Annotated in this window: 9 protein-coding genes and 2 pseudogenes; 4 read left to right on the forward strand and 7 right to left on the reverse strand. The window is 60.3% G+C overall.

Annotated features, from left to right (window positions below; all coding sequences use genetic code 11):
- Positions 1 to 291: 291 nt before the first annotated feature.
- The gene (locus P0D96_RS45540; protein ID WP_408320689.1) at positions 292 to 2205 is read right to left on the reverse strand and encodes an SMP-30/gluconolactonase/LRE family protein; all 1914 of its coding nucleotides are present in this window, start codon (positions 2203 to 2205) and stop codon (positions 292 to 294) included.
- A 530-nt stretch (positions 2206 to 2735) separates the two neighbouring features.
- Between P0D96_RS45540 and P0D96_RS45545 the strand changes: the two genes are divergently transcribed.
- Entirely contained in the window at positions 2736 to 4049 is a 1314-nt protein-coding gene (locus P0D96_RS45545; protein WP_408320691.1) for an MFS transporter, read from the forward strand.
- Between the two features lie 407 nt (positions 4050 to 4456).
- Here the strand turns inward: P0D96_RS45545 and P0D96_RS45550 are convergent.
- Positions 4457 to 5070, reverse strand: a pseudogene (locus tag P0D96_RS45550) (tyrosine-type recombinase/integrase).
- Between the two features lie 625 nt (positions 5071 to 5695).
- Between P0D96_RS45550 and P0D96_RS45555 the strand changes: the two are divergent.
- Positions 5696 to 6811, forward strand: a complete 1116-nt coding sequence (locus P0D96_RS45555) for a transglutaminase domain-containing protein (protein ID WP_408320693.1) — start codon at positions 5696 to 5698, stop codon at positions 6809 to 6811.
- Positions 6812 to 7290: 479 nt separating this feature from the next.
- Here the strand turns inward: P0D96_RS45555 and P0D96_RS45560 are convergent, their stop codons facing one another.
- From P0D96_RS45560 to P0D96_RS45585, 5 genes and pseudogenes are all read right to left on the reverse strand, one after another.
- On the reverse strand, positions 7291 to 8232 hold the full coding sequence (locus tag P0D96_RS45560) for a 3-hydroxyacyl-CoA dehydrogenase NAD-binding domain-containing protein (RefSeq protein WP_408320695.1): 942 nt from the start codon (positions 8230 to 8232) through the stop codon (positions 7291 to 7293).
- A gap of 3 nt (positions 8233 to 8235) precedes the next feature.
- Complete coding sequence (locus P0D96_RS45565; RefSeq protein ID WP_408293357.1) at positions 8236 to 9156, reverse strand: beta-keto acid cleavage family enzyme; 921 nt, start codon at positions 9154 to 9156, stop codon at positions 8236 to 8238.
- A gap of 186 nt (positions 9157 to 9342) precedes the next feature.
- Positions 9343 to 10404 (reverse strand): annotated as a pseudogene (locus tag P0D96_RS45570) (MFS transporter).
- A gap of 1195 nt (positions 10405 to 11599) precedes the next feature.
- Complete coding sequence (locus P0D96_RS45580) at positions 11600 to 13519, reverse strand: AAA family ATPase (protein WP_408320699.1); 1920 nt, start codon at positions 13517 to 13519, stop codon at positions 11600 to 11602.
- A 74-nt stretch (positions 13520 to 13593) separates the two neighbouring features.
- On the reverse strand, positions 13594 to 13956 hold the full coding sequence (locus P0D96_RS45585) for a hypothetical protein (RefSeq protein ID WP_408320701.1): 363 nt from the start codon (positions 13954 to 13956) through the stop codon (positions 13594 to 13596).
- Between the two features lie 1767 nt (positions 13957 to 15723).
- On the opposite strand from P0D96_RS45585, the gene P0D96_RS45590 reads away from it, so the two are divergent.
- On the forward strand, positions 15724 to 15984 hold the full coding sequence (locus P0D96_RS45590; protein WP_408320702.1) for a hypothetical protein: 261 nt from the start codon (positions 15724 to 15726) through the stop codon (positions 15982 to 15984).
- A gap of 120 nt (positions 15985 to 16104) precedes the next feature.
- On the forward strand, positions 16105 to 16401 hold the full coding sequence (locus P0D96_RS45595) for a hypothetical protein (protein ID WP_408320704.1): 297 nt from the start codon (positions 16105 to 16107) through the stop codon (positions 16399 to 16401).
- The last annotated feature ends 169 nt before the right edge of the window (positions 16402 to 16570 follow it).

Raw genomic sequence — 16570 nt, forward strand, 5'->3', positions numbered from 1 at the left:
ATGGCCGATTGCACCCGGCGACATGCGGCTCCACGAAGCTGCCATTCGCCTAGGCGAATTCTGCCGAAGGGAGGCTGACGATCGACCACGCCGAACGCGTACTGTCGGCCAGAACCGGACGCTGGAGAGTACGACCTGGATTGCCAACAGTCAACCGTTGGCAAGCGGCTAGCGGTACGGAAGGCCGCACCGGATTTTCCGGCCGAGCGCTGCGTGTGGAAAGAAACAAGGTCAATAAGTCGACATGACGTGAGGTGCTCGCCGGGGCGTAGCCGCGACGAGCACTGTCGTTCAGTGTGTCCAGCGATAGATGATGACGCTGGCCCCGTTGTAGTTGTCCTTCGTGATCACGTACTCCCCGGTCGACCGACGGTACGATCGAAGGCCGTACATCGAATCCACGTCATTGCCGACGTACACGGTGTTGGGGTTGCTGTTGATCAACGTGGTGTCCAGGCTGCCTGTGGTGAGATTGAAGGCATCGATGTTGGGCACAGTGTGTACGTATCCGACGAAGAGATAGTTGCCGGCCGCCGTGATCGACTTGGGATTGGCGCTGGTGAGGTTGATTACCGGATTGGGAACGGTCGTGTTGCCTGCGAGCCAGCCGTGATACACCTCGATCCGCGTTCCGATCGACGTCCAGTCCGCGCCCCCGGCAACTCCCTGTGCCAGGATCATCGTGTCGCTTTCCGGCAGGTAGATGATCCGCGTCAATGGCGTGATCGTGCCCGGAATGGGCGTTGCAGTCCCTGCACCCCAACTCGGCTTACCATTGGCATCGAAGCCGGTCAGCGGAAAGTGCCAGATGGCATTCGTCTTGTCCAAACCGGCCCAGACGTCCCCCTTGCTGTCGAGGCAGAATCCGTCCCTGACCGGTGCGGTCGTATTGAACGCCGTACCCGGAAGCGTCGCGTCCGGTATTGCGATGTAGCCATTCGCAGCATTGAAGTGGAAGAAGTAGAAGGTATCGGGATTCTGGCTGGAGTCCACGAGGATCCGGTTGGCGCCGATGGTGGCAAGTTGGCCGAAGTGCTCACCCCGTGTGCGATCGTTGATGTTGATGCGTGGATCGGATGGGTAGTCGATTGGATCGACCGTGTTCGCTACGAAGGTTCCCCCAGCGGTGCCGGTGTAGATGTTGGTCCCTCCATAGAAGTACGCGCCGTCGGTAGCCGGGTCCGGAGCGGCGACCCCCTCGAAGTTCAAAGACTGAAGCTTCCATTGCAGGTGGCCAGAACTGTCGTAGGAGTGAATGTCGGTGCCGCCGTCGCGGCCGAGGTCCCAGCTTCCGCCCCACGGGTTGTTGAGCACGTACAGGTTGCCGGCGGCGTCTTTGCCGATGCCTGTGACGCGGGTAAAACGCCTGTCGCCAACCTGGCCTTTGATTCCCGTTGTGGTATCGAGATACCCCCCCTGAATGCCAAATGTACTGATCAGAAATGGAATGACCAAAGTGTTATAGATCTTGATATTCATGTCGGGGCCCGCGTCGCCGATCATGAGAAACCCGGTCGACGAATCGAGATACAGCGAGGACGGTCGAGAGGCGACGGACATCTGGATGGTGTTCACGAGCACGCCGGCCGGATTGAATTCGAGGATCGCGCCCGCGCTCTTCTGCGCAACCCAGATGTTTCCTGCGCTGTCCACCGCGAGCGCGCCAGGGCTTGAGACGGCGATATCCTGCCGCCAGACGCCGTCGGTGGTGTAGACGCGGATGCGATTTCCAGGCGAGTCGCTCGCATAAAGGAGCGAGCCCGACGTCGCGAGTCCCGTGATTACATCAGCCCGCTGCTCAGTCGTTGTCGCGCTGACCGAGATGAGAAAGTCGCGAGTTTGAGTGGTTCGGTTGTACCGCCCGACCGTGCCGCTGCCGTAACTGGCATTAAATTGCAGAGCGGCGAAGATCGAAGTTGCGTTACCCGTAATGGCGCTGCCCTGAAACTCGCCGTGACCTCCTATGGATCCCAGGCTTTGGCCGTTCTGGTATATCGCGACGCCACCTTCGTTTTCGTCCCACATGGAAGCCGTGTAGATTACGCCCTCGGGCGCTATCCACATGGAGCGCGCGACGCTACCCACGCGGGTAGCGTTGGTCCCATATGTGTTCGCCACCCAGTCGGTGGTGTACTGTCCATGGCACTCTGGCGCAAGCGTGGCGATCAGAAGGGCGGTGAGGAACGTGGCATAGATTCGTTTCATGATAGTGAAGCGTGCCCTCCTGAGGCACCTGAATCGGGGGATTGCGATTTGGCCCATGCTCGCGGCGTTGACAACCTGATGGGCTTCACATGGGGACCGACTGATGGTTCCTGTGGTTGCCTTCCCTGTCGTGCCGGCATGCGCGCTATGGGCTGGAAGATTCTTCGATCGTGAAGGGTCGTCTTCGATGCGTGCCGGGCGCCGCTCGCCGCTCCAGCAAGTGTCGCGTCTGTCCAACTCGACGCTGTTCGAGCGGTATATCGGCGAGGTGCGGAAAAGGTTGAGCTGTTCGCGTTTCCAGCACAGGCAAACGCGTTAAAGCCCAACCCGAGCAGCGCTTTTAGCTGGTCTGCGAAGTGGATCAGCGTTCACGTGCCAACTGGCAGTTCGGGGTGGCAGGCGTGGCCCGCGCCAGTCGCGAATCGGCCATGTATGGCGTCCACTAATGAAACGTCGGCCTCTGGAGACGTGCATCTAAACGGCGAGAAAAACGTTGAGGTAGCATCATCGAACTCAACAGGGGGAAGACGGTGTTTCGGGAAATCAAAGCTCGCATAAACTCAATCGGCGTCCCTCTTGCCAGTCTGCTTCTCAGCGATCTGATGAGGATCTTGGCAGAAATGGTTGGCTATATCACGCTCCCTTGGTGGATCGTTCACCGGGGTGGCGCGCATGACTTGGCGATCTACAGCGTAAGCATTGCCATCACCACGATTTTTGCAATGCCACTGCTTTCGCCACTAGGGGATCGCTACGCAAAGAGACCGCAGATTGCATGGGGTCTATGCACCCTGATGGTCGTCGCCTTTACCCTCGCTACGCTCGCCTCGCTGTCCGACTACCGACTTATGCTCATCATCTGCATAGGCGTGGTCACTGTTATAGCGAAAGCTTTCATCGATCCGGCCAGTTCCACCATTTCGGCCGAACTTCTTCCGGCGAGTCGTTTGGCGGCAGCGCTTCGTCTTCGTAAATCGACGCAAGCGGCTGGTCGTGCCTTTGGTCCAGCATTGGCTGGCGCGACACTGGCCTTGGGCGGTATCGCTGCAACATTTTGGATGAACGGCATACTGCTCGGCGTCGCTGCTTACGTGACTTTGCAGCTTCCGTCCCAATCTCAGCATCGCGAACACCATCGCAGTTTAGCCCGTTGGTGGAAAGACCTGCGCGCCGGACTGCACGCTAAATGGATCGTCCCGTTGGAGCGCGGCTGGACACTTGTAAACTTCCTCGTCTGGATATTCCAAGGCCCCGCAGTCGGCATGCTGATCCCGCTCAAAGTGCAATCACTTGGGCTGTCGGGTCTCTGGCTAGGTGTTTGCGAAGCGGCCTTATCCATAGGTTTACTACTCGGAAGCTTTCGTGGTTCTGATGCACTAGTCAGTCGTTTCGGCCGATTCAACGTCCGGGTGGGGGCCGCTATGTGCGAAGGCCTGGCTCTTGCTGCTTCGGGCTGGGCCCATTCACCCATCGTTCTCGTATTAGCCTTCACATGTGTGGGTTTCGCCAATGCATCGATGGGACTCGTTGGCGCGACTCACCGCTCATTGGCTATCCCGCAGAATTTCCGCGTGCGCATTCTCGCTGCCAGCATGATGACCACACAGATTGCGGGCATTCTTGGACCGATGATCGCAGGCGCGGCGCTCACGCATTGGGCGGTGGGCAAGGTCTATACATGCTTCGGCCTCGCCACTTGTCTGCTCGCTTTTGGTTTTGTCCTGATACCGCGATCGCGCGAATTCTTTGCGCTCAACCACGATCAGGTGAAAGATTGGTTTCGTCACGAATATCCCCATGCATTCGAATCACGCACGGTGCCCGAATCGAGACCGACTGTGTAGATCGCAACGCTGCAAGGATCATGAAATGCCATGTGTATGTGCGGGTTAGTCTTAACCAGAGACATGATCGAATGACCGCTTTGTAGCGATTTAATCGACCGCTCAGGGTCGACATGACTCACTCGCAAAAAACGGAAGCTGACATTCGACAGTGCGGAGGCACGAATGTCAGCAAAGCGATTCTCGAGTTGCCGCAGGTTTTTTTATCGGCGACCGTCAGCAAAGGCCGAGTCGAACGCATAGGCTGTCCGGCAGGGTTCCGCACCGAAGCGGCCGCTACGATGATCGTCCTGCGGCGACGACCACACCGGCACAAGTCCGCCGGTTTTGCCTCCAGAGCGCCGCGCTGGAGATTGGCCGCACGAACCGGGATGTAGCATCGCTTCGCGCGGCCAGACCCAGCTACACTAGATTTCAGTCTGCTCCGAAATCTCAAGCGCGTCGTCGACTTCGATGCCCAGGTACCTGATTGTGCTTTCAATCTTGCTATGGCCGAGCAGCAACTGCACCGCCCTGAGATTCTTTGTGCGCTTGTAAATCAAGGTTGCCTTTGTACGGCGCATCGAATGAGTGCCGTACGCTGTCGGATCCAACCCTGCGGCATCCGCCCATCGACGTATCATCCTGGCATATTGCCGGGTTGAAAGGTGCGGGGACGCCAATAGTCGGCTCGGAAAGAGGTACTGCTCCGACCTGAGGGCAGCTTTTCAAGCCACGCGCCGACCGCCTTCCGGGTCGACTCGGTCAGTTCAAATTGGACAGGGCGTTGTGTCTTTCGCTGAATGACTTGCGCCCTCGCCAGAACCTGATTGCCGTGCGTAACGTCACGGACTCGCAGACTCACAAGATCACAACCACGCAGTTTGCTGTCGATTGCAAGGTTGAACAGGGCGAGATCGCGGACAGCGTGAGCGTTCTGAAGGTAGATCCGGATGGCCCAGACGTCTTTCGGCTTTAGCGGCGGCTTCTGCCCGACCAGCTTGCCTTTGTTCCATGCCTCACGGGACTGTTCGGTCTTCATGGCAATCTCCCCCAGGGATGACGGGAGTTCGATCGTGGTACCTGACCTTGACGCCTGCTCTGGACGGATTTGACCGAGGTTCGTACCCGGCCCGGCCAGGTGTTGCCGTTCAGCATCCAACGATCGCCTTCACCCCTTCACCCGGACGGCTGGTCAGAAACAGACTCCTGCCCGTGACCTACAGGTAAGTTTCGGCCTTTGCGGGCATGCCAAGTCACAGCTCAGTATGCGACTTTGGCTCGCATTCCCGACATTCGCGGTTCGACCGCGGCGCTGAACGTTTGGTCGAGAAAGCAGGCGAATCTGTTGCTGTCGATCCCAACGCAGATGCTGTTGCTTCGGCCGCGCGTGGAACCCAACTTCGCTCAGGGCAAAGTGTGCGGATGACGCTAACAGGTATCGCGTGTCTGTTGGGCGGCGGGCGTCACGAGGCGTTTTCAGCACGCTGCCCGCAAAGACAATTTCTTGTTTAATCAATGGCGTAGAGCGACACGACGGATTGGCACGTCGCATGCAATGTTGGTTTCAAGCCAGCGTTGCCTTGCGCGCATAGCGTAAAACGGCATCGGGAGGCTTCGAAACACCAGGCGCATCGGCGCCCGGTGTGGCTTCCGGGAGTTTACATATGCCGCGCGCTCGACCGCTCCTCTGCTTTCTCCAGTGCTCGTTCGCGGCCGCGATGCTTTTGCCCGCCGTCGTGGGCGCCGCGAACCTGCCGGCCGCATCGCAACGCTATGCATCCGGCACGCGCGACGCGGGTCCCAGCGATTCGGCCACGCCTCACACACTGAAAGCTGGTATCGAGCGCCTGCGCACCGGGACGTGGTGGGAAGCCAACCACAAGATCCGCCCGGAGCTCGCGCAAGTCGGCGACCTGATGTTCCTGCTGCCGCTTGCCGACACGAAGCTCGAACCATCGTCTGACGCGATCGGCCGCGTGCAGCGCCTGCGCGAAGCGCTGCGCACCCACCTGACGCGCGAACCCGCCGGCTGGACCAGCCTCGTTGCGCAAGTGCGGGCAGAGCGTGTCAAGGCCGGCGATGCGTCAGCCGTGCTGCTCGCCGACGCGCTCGTCAACCAGGTTCGCTACCGCGACGGAACCGACGGCAGCTACTACGCGCCGGCGCGGTTCTTCGCCGAAAGCGGCGTGTGCAAGGATTTCGCCGTCGCCAAATACCTCCTGCTGCGCGACGCGGGTTTCGACATCGCGCGGCTGCGTCTCGTCTCGCTCGCGCCACGCTACAACAACACGCCGGACGACTGGCATGTCATCCTTGTCGTGCAGATCGACGTCGCGAGCGAACCGCTCGCACTCGATTCACCGAGCGCGCCGACAGCCAAGCGCACCGGCGATACGACCAATGAAGCATCGGCTTCGAGCGGTCCGTCCGCGCTGCTCGGCGCGATCCTCGCTGGCCGAGAGCCCGCCGACGCGGTGCTGCGCGCGCCCGCGGGACCGCTTGCCACGCCGCTCAGCCGGTCGGGCCAGGCGCGGCGGCCGCTTGCGACAGTGTTCAATGAACAGGGGAGCCGGTCATTCGAACGCGCCGCGCCGGGCGCACTGCGGCGCGCGTCGGCGGCCGGCCGAAACTCGAACGCGATGTATGTCGACGAAATGGGTAAGCCATGGAAAGTCGACGGCTCAGGGACGTTTCCGAAGTGGCGCGTCGCCGATGATCAGGCAGATGAGCTGGCGAAGCCGGGTCCGGCGGCAGGGCTGATACGCGTGGTGGCACGCTGACTGAGGCATGCATGGCGGGCGCCCGACGCCGCCGCGATAAGGGTACTCACGAGAACGTCCCTGCATGCCGTCCCGGTGTAGGAACGGACTTCGGACATACCCGACGTTCGGTGATCCGCCATCGAGAGGCGGCTGCGAGCTGCATTCTTGACGTTCGCTTGCCATCAATTGCGAACGACAACTCAAGCCGCGACCGAACGCGCAATTACGATCGTTCGGAGACAACAAAGCTTCGCGGGCTTTTCCCATATGGGATGGACAAGCGGTGGACGCTCTGGTTTGCGACTTTTCTCTGTGTCGCGGTCCGCCTTTTATCGCTCTACTATGGCTGTTGTTTGCCGGCTTTCCAGGAACGCAGGGGAAACGTCGTTGCCGACAAGCGGTAGGGTTGTGGCGAGAGATACCGGGATGTTGCCGGATGCGAAAGCGCTCGCGCGAAATCCTGTCACCGGCTACCGAAGCGGAGAACAAGATTGCCCTTAAGGAAGCTCAGCACGATTTCGCTTGGCCTCCACCAACTGAATCAGCAGTTCATCGCGCTGTCGAAGCATTTCCGGAAAATCATACGACTCCAGTTTCGCACTAACGCCTGCGGCAATTAACTCGACGTAATCGTCCGTCTTGGGATACTTACCCAGGTCTCTGGCCCACTCGCGCTGTGCCGCACCCAGATGCTGCAGCACATGCGTAATCCCACCAGCGCCACCAGAAGCGTGGAGATTGAGAAACGGACCGAGCAGCGCCCAGCGAAGGCCAGGACCATGGGAAATCGCCGCTTCGATGTCTTCCACGGAAGCGATCCCGCGCTCCACTAGACTAATCGCCTCCTGCCATATCCCGGCCTGAAGCCGGTTGGCGATATGACCTTTGATCTCCTTGTTGATCCTGATGACCTTCTTGCCCGTCGACGCATAGAACGCCATCGTCTTCGCGATGTTGTCAGGCGATGTGAGGCTACCCCCGCAGACCTCCACCAACGGAATGATGTGGGACGGGTTGAATGGATGTCCCAACACGATCCGTTCCGGGTGTTCCGCGCCAGCCTGAATCTCGCTGATCGAAAGACCCGAAGACGACGAAGCGATGATGGTCTCCGCCTTCGCCGCCGATTCGATCTTCGCGATCAATGCCTGCTTGACGTCCAGACGTTCGGGGCTGCTTTCCTGAATGAAACCGGCATCGCTCACCGCCGCGCCCAGGTCCGTCGTGAACGTCAGATTGTCGCGAGAGGCGCCCTCCGCCAGTCCCAGTCGCTCGACCGCCGGCCAGTTATCGTCGACCCAGTTGCGCAGGCGCGATTCGGCTCCTTCGCCGGGGTCCGTTGCCGTGACGGCGAAGCCATGAGCTAGGAAGTGCGTCGCCCAGCCGGCGCCGATCACACCCGTGCCGACAATCGCGATGGTGGTGGGTCGCTTCGTCATTGCCTAAGCCTCCATGCCGACAGCTTGGATCGTCTCGCGCAGCGGCTGCAGACCGATGATTTCGCGCGCCTCGGACGGCGTCGCCGGCTCGTAACCCATTTCGCGCACGAGGCGAACCAGCCGCTCGACCAACTGGACGTTGGTCGCGAGTTCTCCATGCCTGTAGTACAGGTTGTCTTCGAGTCCGACGCGCACGTGCCCGCCAAGCAACAGCGAGTTCATCGCGGCAGGCAACTGCGCTGCGCCGATGGCGCTTACGTTGAAAACGGTGTTGCGGGGCAGGTGGTCGACCATCGTCTGCAACAGCCGCGGCGTGTAGGGCAGCGCGCCCTGGAACGCATTGGCGCCGATGACGATATTGATAAAGTGCGGCGCGTCGTCGAGGCCCTCATTGATTGCGCGCTGAACGTCCTGAACGATGTCGGCAAGGCCGAACACTTCCCATTCGGGCTTGATGCCGCGCGCTTTCATCATCTCCGCGATCTGCCGGATTCGCGAAGGCGGCGTTGCCACCAGGATTTCCTTGCCGCCGAAACTCGCGATCACCGTCTGCGCGTCGAGCGTGCACATCTCGACGCCATCACCCTGCATGCCCCTCAGACGCTCTTCCCACTGGATTTCCCACAGGCCGTTGTCGAGTTCGCGAACCATGTCGCCATTGATGCCGCCGCCCGTTGAGTTGTTGAGAATGATGTCGCACTTGTCTCGGATCAGGCGGTTGATCTGGCTGTAGATCGCCGGATCGCAGGTGGCCTCGTCGTCGGGACGTCGTGCATGCACGGCAACCACACTGGCGCCTGCGTTGTAGCAGCGATACGTGTCGTCTGCAATCTCCTGCGGTTGCGTCGGCAGGGCCGGATTCATTTTCTTGCTGGCCATGCCGCCCGTCGGGGCAACGGTCACGATGACTTTGGGCTTGCTCATGTTGATGCTCTCCAGAAAGAAATGTACTGAATGTTCGTTAGTGCGCGCTGGCGCTTTCGCCTGGGCCGACTCGAAGCGCGCTTTTGGGCAGGCCGAGAAGAATCGTGAGTCCGCCGCAGATGACGAGTGCCGTCAACGCCAGAAGCCCCATTTGAATGCTGCCTGTCGCGCCCTTGATCATGCCGATCAGCGTTGGGCTGACAAACCCGCCGAGGATGCCAGTGAACTGATCACCGCGATGCCCGCTGCGGCAGCATTACGGTCCAGATACGTCGGCGGAATCGACCAGAACAGCGAGCCACCGCCAAAGATAAAAAACGATGCAGCGCAGAGCATGACCATGACGGGAACAACAGCAGTGCCGAGATACGAAGTCGACGCCAGTGCAATTGCACCGAGTGCCAACGTTCCGCCCACATGCCAGCGACGCTCCTTGAAGCGGTCCGAACTGCGGCTGATGACGAGCACGCCCAGCGCGCCGAAGATATAGGGCACTGCCGTGTACCAGCCAATCGTCGCGATCGGAGCGATGCCAAGACCTTTGATCATGGTCGGCAGCCAGAAAGTCAGCGTGTACACGGCGCAGGCGCAGCAGAAGTAGATGAACGCAAGCACGTACGTCTTCGGGTCCGCCAGCGCCGCGGCGAGGCGTCCATGATGTCCGGCCTTCGTCTCACCACGGTGGTCGGCGTCCAGCACTTTCTGCACCAGCGTCTTCTCAGCGCTGTTCAGCCAGGACGCACGGGCCGGACCGTCCGGAAGTAAGCGATACAGCACGAATCCCAGCAGAACAGTCGGCAGCCCCTCGACGAGGAACAGCCATTGCCAGCCGTGCATGCCGCCCAATCCTTCCATGCTGCTCATGATGGCGCCCGACAGCGGGCCGCCCAGTACGCCCGTAACCGGCATGCCGAAGAGGAACAGACCCGTGACACGCCCGCGGCGCTGGCTCGGATACCAGTACATCAGATACAGAATGATCCCGGGGAAGAAGCCAGCTTCGAAGACGCCGAGCAACAGCCCGAGCCCCCGTGATATCTCCTCGCGCTCAGCCAGCGTCTACGCCAATCTCGATCGATGCCTTTGCGGTGGCTGGATTCCGCCGGTCTCAGCCAGAATCCCTTGTACCGACGAGTGGTTCCGGTCAAAAAGCTGGGCGGTCCTCTGGAGTGATTCTCCCTTCCGCCAACGTTCCCACATCAGCGCTTTCTGCTTCTCGCTGTAATAAATCCGGCGTCGCTGTTTCATCTGCAACACTCCCACTGCTTGCGCAGTCTTAAGTGTGTTGCATCCACCGGTTGAATCCGCCCGCAGAAGTTGCCGATCCGTAACTGAGACATCGGTCGGCGGCGCGGGCGACATTAGCCCGTGGCCCTGATGTCAGTCTTTTGCAAGAGGGCGATTGCTCGCTATGGCCTTTGTCGTTACGGGCGATCGCTCAGCCGAGCAGGGCCTGACGACGGGGTAATCGACGTTCAACCAGTGTCGGGTTCTCCGGCTTGATCATCGCCAGACACGCTGGGTCGGGCGTGCACGCGCCTCAGCGGCCCGGCCAGAACTGTGACGTGCTCGGGAAAGGGGGCCTTGCGCGGCTTCATCGCGTCTTCACGCGTTGCGAGTGCAAAGGCTCGCAGGCGCGCCCTGAGTTGCTCCGATGTCTCTACCGGCGGCAGCGCCGTTCGTTTGCGTTGCGTCATTTGTCGATCCCGCATCAGTTCTCGCAACTCACCCTGCCATGTTTGTGGGACCGTGGCGAGGCGCACTTCCCACTGTTGGCCGTCACGTTCGATCGCAGGCACTGCGGCTGCAGGGTCAGGCAGTCGTTACCCGTCATCGCAATTGAAGGAGCGGAGGGCTCGGCCGACGGGCTTTTGGCCTGGCTAGCCTGTAAGCCCCCAACTTATCACAGCCAAAACGCAATGCCGATACGAATGGCTACGGGCATGGAGACGCTTACCCGTCAATCCTTCTGATCGGTACGCGAGCGCATCGACACATACGCGTACGCGCTCTGGTGTCCGAACGCCAGAGCCGATTTGTCGGTGTGCGATCATCTCAGGCTACGGCATCTTACCCGTCTTCATCGGGTAGCAAACCTGGTCAACCGCATTGCCGTTACCTAGCCTACTTCATCTCTGCTGAATCACGTGCTAAGTAGGTCGCGCGCCTGTTCGATCGGTTTGACTTGTCCTGGAGGAGTCTATTGCGCGAGGAATAATGCTGTTGGGGAGAGCCTGGTTGGGCCAGGTGTCGCGCAGCATCCTCTGCAGCATTTTTTGAAATCCACGACTGACCTGCTGCAAGTGTTTCGAGTAAGCGAACGTAACCCGGGACTGAGTATGAGACTGTCCAGTGTCGGCGCTCTGCAGCTGCATATCCGCCATATGAGCTGAGGCTAGGCTGTAAAAGCTCACGGTCCCATCGCGAATGTGCCTCCGACGGCTCAACCGACGGAAATATCCAGTGTTGAAAGCGCTGCGCGCACATCGGCGGTCGTAATAGTGGAGGCTCCCGATTCGATATGGCGTGCCGCGGCCTCGTCGATGAGCCGCTGCAATGCGGCGTCCGTGTCGGCGATCGAGCACCCCTCAAGCGCGGTGATTACGCATTCCACGGTGTGCCGCGAAATTGCAAAGGTGCCTCCCGCCTTGAGCTTCAGCCGGGATCGGATATAAGCCGCGAGCGACTCGCGTGACGGCACGTCAAAGCGGATCTTCTGCTCGAGGCGGCCGCCACGCAGCACCGCCGGATCCAGTGCCTCCGGATGATTGGTAGCCGCAATCACAAGTACGTCAGGCACGCGGCCATCGGCACCGTCGATCGAGGCAAGAATGCGGTTCGTGACGGATACAGCCGCCGACATCCGTCTATTCCGGAAGACATCATCCGCCTCGTCGACGAATACGATGCAAGGCCGCAGGTCCTTCGCCTGCCGGTATAGCTGGCTCCACGCGGAATGGCTGGCGAGAAGCTCGGCGCCGGTTGTCTTGAGAACCGCCCATCCGCTGGACTTTGCGATGGCCATTGCGGCCTGCGTCTTGCCGGTGCCCGGTGGGCCATAGAACAGTACGCCGCGGGGAAGCGCGCCGCCGAGCTGTTCCATGCGGTGAACATGGCGCAGGCGCAGCGCAAGCCGTTTAAGTTCTTCACTCGAGCCCTCGGGCATGATGATTTCGTCTACCGTCTTGACCCTCTCCGGCAGGTGCCCCTTCGACCCCTGGATGCGACGCATGGCCTGCATGGCAATATCGAACGAAACGGGTTCGGTCCCGAAAAGGCCTTCGCGCCGCATGTCGGCAAGTTGAGGTCCCACGGCCATCAGACGCGAAGCGCTGAACCCTTCCCAGCGGGCCGCGAGACTCCTGAGCACAGGCATGCTGAGCGCCTTCGGTCCGAGCGCATGGAAGACGGTACGGAAAAGCAGCGCTTCACGTGCTGTCGTGTCTGGCGGTGGCACCTCGATCTTGAAGTCGAAGCGACCCTCGCGCACCGCGGCCCTATCGAGCCAGTCGAGATCGTTGGTGGCGGCGACCAGGATAATTCGGGTGCCGCGCAGGCGGACGATCTCGGTGAGCATCGTGTTCGTCAGATCGCGATCCATGTGGTGGGAGTCGTGCCTCGCCTTGATGAATCCGTCCACCTCATCAACCAGGAAAACAGCCTGACCGAGCCGGGTGGCCTGCGCAAAAGTCGCCTTCAGGCGCTCAGGTGTTTCATTGACCCACTTGGAGGCGATGTCCTGATAGGCAATTGAGAAGAAGGGGATCCGCAACTCTCCGGCGAGTGCTTCGGCAAACATGGTTTTTCCATTGCCGGGCTCGCCGGACAGCAGGATGCCGTTTCTTGCCTGAGCGGGGTTGGCCAGGATGTCGCGCGCCGCGTTGAGTAGCCGGTTCTTTGTGTCAGCCATGCCGGTGATGGCGTCAAAGGCGAACCGGGCGCGCAGTATGCGGTCGTCCAGGGCGTACGCCCGCTGGGGCGCCGGCTGACCTGGTGCATCCTGTGCCCTGGAGCGTGGGACCGGCTGTTGTGCGGGCCGCTGGGTGGGTTGGCCGGTCTTGCTGTACCCTCGCACGGCACGCAATGCCATCCACAGTACGAGTCCGACTCCGAGCAGGCCGGCGCTCAGCCCGGAATACTGACCAATCGCAAGCATAAGTATGGCGAAGGTCCCGGACACCATCAGCCAGCGGGCGGCGCGGACAAAGTGGTGAAGCGCGAGCGTCAGGCCCGTGCAGGCCAGCATCGCAAGCAGCAGGTGCCCGTCATGGAGGTGAAGAACCGATCCAAGGCCGGCACCCATGAGGGTGCCAGTCAGAATCGAAGGGAACAGACGGGCCGTGAATACGATGGCATCCTTCATGGATGACTCTCCGTACAAGCAGGTGGGTTACAGGGACGAGACTGAATTTGGGCGTGGAAGAAAACCCGGAACGCCTAGCGATACATGGGCATGATCTCGTCCTCGATCATGCTGTACAGGTCGTCGCGGATGAACTGCGCGAACTGCGCGCGTTCGAAGAAAACGGCGGTGAGGAGAAGGGCCGTGAATCCGATTGAGCAGCCCTTGATCATGTCGATGACCCCAAGGGCAAACCCGTGTGCCAGCGCCGGACAGGCATCCTGAAGTCCACCTAGGCCAAGCAGGATTCCAAGACACGAAGTACAGGACATGAAAACCGGTGCGAAGAACATCAGTGTCGCAAGGGTGTTGCAGAACGCCCGGACTGGACGGGGGAGGCACGCGTGGTCCGGGTGGATGAAGGAAAACAGTGACGGTTGCTGCTGATGGTTTTGCATGTGAAGCTCCGTGTAGGTAATGAACTGGATCTGTCGGTCCCGTCGCGACGGCTCGTCGTGCGGCAACAGATCCAGGTTCCCATGGACCAGAGGGAAAGCAAGTTGATGCGGACTAGCGAAGCACAATGAGTGGGCGACCTCGTCTGGGTAGCCACTGACGAGGTGCCGAATGCCGACGGCGCGTACATTTGCGCGTCGGCCTGGTTGTGCGACGCCGGTTCTGCCGCAGCATGCGTCGCGAGTGCGCGATAGGGCGCCTGAGGTCGGCACTCAGTCGCCGGTACCAGGCTTCAATCGCTTCGGGCGGGATGCTTGCGTCGATATACCCGGTGACGCCCGAGTCGGTCACAACCTTGATGACCTCGCGGCCGTTGGCCGCGGTAAAGCGTGTGGTATCCAACTGGTATCTCCTTGCTTGTGCCGTTGACATGTCACTTGCGCGTGCGGCGTCGTAACCACCGCGTGAGGAGGGTGAATGGCGAGAAGTATTCAATAAAGCACTGTCTGCATTCCTCAACGAATACCTGCCAGAGATTCTTTTGCGGATTGCCCATGGGGATCCTTGAATAAGTTGGTTTACCGGAGTAGTCCGGTTTGGGAGACGGAAGCCGTCCGACCGCTGGCCTCGCACGTTGATGCTGTGTGAGGGCAAGTCCAGAATCACACGGAATTCCTGAGATGCAAGTTAGGGCACATGGCACCAATACGTCTCATAAGCGCGCCACCACCCCAGAGCGGGCCACTTTCGGACCGTAAGTAATTCAGTGCAGCAGGGCGGATCGGAGTCGATCAGGTAAGAGGAGAGCTAGAGCTTGCTGCTGCAATGGGGGGACTTTCACGCTGACGTATGGGACATCTGTGTGACACAGGCAGAAGGGCTTTGAACGCTCCTGGTGAGCTGCTGTCGGATATATTGAAGTAAGGCGTCCCGCTATGAAGTGCGGAAACGATGCGAATATCCGCGACACACGCAACGGTCGATGCATAGACGGCAATTCTGGTGAACCCGTGGGCTCGGCTGTGTGCGCATTCGCTGACGCTCCTGCACTGGTTGCAAAGCGTCCCGCCATACGACACGTTGCTTGATGGCTCGACCGCAAAGACGCGGGTCATAGAGCCGCAAGAGTATCCATACCAAGGTCCTAGGGGTTGCCTCGGCGATCGTTGGTGACAAGGAGCAGGTTCAGAAGGCAACGACCTACGCTGTCGCAGCGAAAGCGCTTGCGCTCCGATCAGGAGCTGTGATAGCTTTCGAATCACGCCGCCCTGCGTGCGGCATGCTGTTCCAAATGCGGTAGGGATCCGCCTGCAGATTTTGACGTTCAAGTCGTCAATTCTGTTCGGGTTTCATTCGCGACTCTCCCAGAAAGTCTCCCCCTGCTTCGTGTGCCGTCGGCTGCGAAGCAGCGGCAATCAATCTCAAGCTCCGGGTCTCAGCTCTGCGCACTGGCTTCGGCCTAGGCTCGCGTGTCCACTGTACGCCGAGCGCATGAACTCGTCAGGCAGTGACACCTGATACCAGTCTTGGCTGGTGTCTGGTTTATTCACCATTTGCATTACAACGGGTTTCGTAGCTAGCCCTGCCCGCGCCTCGAAGTGGCGAAGCGCGGAACCTGCAGCGCCCCTTATGGCCGCGTGCAGGAGATCGCTACACATTAAATCGCATTCCTAATTGATGGGTGCGGTTGGCTTTGCCACCGTGGGTCGCCGATTGGGGCGACCTGACCGCCTTCGATTCGAGGCGGGAAGACAAACCAGGAGAACGGAATGGAAAAGAAGATGGATGATGCAGTCGAAGTGCCGATTGCCCCCTCGCTGCCTCAGCGGTCGACGAGCTACTCGGGTTGGGACCTGATCCGCGCGCGTCTCGACAAGGTAACTGCAGATGACGTTGAGGAGTGCCGTGCGCTGTATGACATGCTTGAGCACGTGCGTCAGTGCGCCCGGCTGGAACATTGGCGCTCGCTGCAGGGCTATTTCGGGTCAATTCCGCGCTGCGTGAAGGCGGTGGGCGGGAAGGGGCGTTAGGCCACGCCGGGGAGCCCCGTACCCCTGCAGGCTCCGAAAGTGTGAAGTGGACTGAATTGCTAACCGAGATCGCGGGCGCTGGTTAGCGCCCGTGGTTTCTTTGCAGCGCCGGGAGGGCCAATGGGTAGTGATCTGAAACGACAACTGCGCCTGCTGATTGGGCTGTTTTTTGACGGCGACCATGATAGCTACAGCTATAAGGTGCATCACAACGTTCTGCCGCGTTTGGTGGATATTCTGTATAAACGCGGATTCAAGCTGGGCCGGGCGGAGAACCTCGCACAGCGGCACGTCGACGTCATTCTTCGTGCCGTCTTCGAGCAGGGGCTGCCGCAGGAAACGGTGCGTCTGGTCTGGAGCGAGCTCGGCCATTGGGCTCGGTGGGTGAGAAAGGGGGCATCTCGTGCTGCCGCTTGAGGCCTGTTGGCAGAAATACCGTGCGCCCATCAACGAGGTTCCATTCGATTTGCACCGTCGCGCCTGACGCGGAGGTCGTGGGTAACCAGGTCGCCGAGATGGAGGGAAGGGTGGGGGGGGGGGGGGGGGGGGGCGGGCCCCCCCCCCAAAAAAAAATTTTTGATGACCC

The organism is Paraburkholderia sp. RL17-347-BIC-D (assembly GCF_046027915.1).
Lineage (GTDB): Bacteria > Pseudomonadota > Gammaproteobacteria > Burkholderiales > Burkholderiaceae > Paraburkholderia.